Consider the following 1,526-nt stretch of genomic DNA (forward strand, 5'->3'; position numbering starts at 1 on the left):
GGCACTGGCCGCGGGGGTGGTGGTTTCGACCGTCGCGGTCGCCACGCTGGCGGCCCGCCGCACGGCGGCCGCCGGCGAGCTTGTCGCCGCTCAGGGCGAGTTGTTCGTCGTGCAGATGGAAATGACCGTCTTCGCCGCCCTTGTCGCGGCGGCGATCCATTTCCGCCGACGTCCCGAATTTCACAGGCGGCTCATGCTGCTGGCGCTCATCGCGTCGCTCGGCCCGGCCTGGTTTCGCTTTCGGTACTATTTTCCGGAGGTCGGCAATCCGCTTTTCATCTATTCGATCCTGCTGGCGGATTCGCTGATCCTGATTGCGATGCTGTCGGATATGCTGCGTCGCGGACGACCGCATCGGATCTATGTGCTGATCGGCGGCGGGATGGTGGCGCTGCATCTGGTGGAGGTTTTCGGTTTCGCTTCATCGCCCTTCCGGGCAGCCGCCGCGACGATTGCGGGGCCGTTGCTCTGAAACTCGCCGCATCCCGCTTGACGCCGCGAATCAACTCTGATTCAAGCGATCCGATGACGCAGCGCCACAAATTCCGCAAATCGATGAACCGGGCCGCCGGTCCGGCTATTGCGGTGATAGTCGTGATGGCGATGATCGGTTACATCATCTTCGGTCCGACCGGCCTTTACGCTTGGGGCGAATATGGCCAGTCGGTGGAAAAGAAGCGCGTCGTGCTCAGCCAGCTGACGAAGAAGCAGAACGAGCTTCAGAACCGCGTCAACCTGCTCGACCGGCAGCGCGTCGATCCCGACCTCGCCGAGGAATATGTGCGCGAAAAACTGGGCGCCTACCATCCGGACGAGGTGATCATTCCGATGGATTCCGGCACCAGACCCTGAGCTTTGCTCGCGGCGTCGCGACCCCTTTTGCTGCATACGTAGATTGATGGCGCCCGCTCCCATGGTGGGCGTTGCCAAGTGCGGCGCCGCTCTCCTATATGACGCCTTGCCGTAACGGCTAAATGCAAAGGAACCCGTCTTGGCCAAAGCTCCCGCGCGCAAGTCTGCCGCGCCAACAACAAAGACTGCATCCACCCCAGCCCCCGCGACCAATCGCGAGATGCCGCGCGATCCCGTCCCCTATGACGCGACGCCCGAAGAACTCGAGAAATTCTACCGCGAAATGCTGCTCATCCGCCGCTTCGAGGAAAAGGCGGGCCAGCTTTACGGCCTCGGCCTGATCGGCGGTTTCTGCCACCTCTATATCGGCCAGGAAGCCGTGGCGGTCGGCCTGCAGTCGGCGCTCGACGGCGACAAGGACAGCGTCATCACCGGCTACCGCGACCACGGTCACATGCTCGCTTACGGCATCGATCCCAAGGTGATCATGGCCGAACTGACGGGACGCCAGGCCGGCATCTCGAAGGGCAAGGGCGGCTCGATGCACATGTTCAGCGTCGAGCATAAATTCTACGGCGGTCACGGGATCGTCGGCGCGCAGGTGTCGCTCGGTACCGGCCTTGCCTTCGCGCACAAATATCGCGGCGACGGCGGCGTGGCGATGGCCTATTTCG

Annotated in this window: 3 protein-coding genes; all 3 read left to right on the forward strand. The window is 63.0% G+C overall.

The features are described from left to right. Positions 1-472, forward strand: a 472-nt coding sequence (locus JHC57_RS22450) for a hypothetical protein (protein ID WP_294032770.1), incomplete at its 5' end; no start/stop codon positions are given. Positions 473-525: 53 nt separating this feature from the next. Next, a complete protein-coding gene (locus tag JHC57_RS22455; RefSeq protein ID WP_294032771.1) occupies positions 526-852 on the forward strand; it encodes a septum formation initiator family protein in 327 nt (108 codons plus the stop codon). A 220-nt stretch (positions 853-1,072) separates the two neighbouring features. Then, positions 1,073-1,526: thiamine pyrophosphate-dependent enzyme (locus tag JHC57_RS22460; protein WP_294032772.1), on the forward strand; the 454-nt coding region annotated here is incomplete at its 3' end.

Source organism: Sphingopyxis sp. (assembly GCF_016463645.1).
Classification (GTDB): domain Bacteria; phylum Pseudomonadota; class Alphaproteobacteria; order Sphingomonadales; family Sphingomonadaceae; genus Sphingopyxis.

What these genes read in the sequence shown, in the direction of transcription:
- JHC57_RS22455 (WP_294032771.1), top strand. Translation starts at nt 526, where the DNA reads ATGACGCAGCGCCACAAATTCCGCAAATCGATGAACCGGGCCGCCGGT.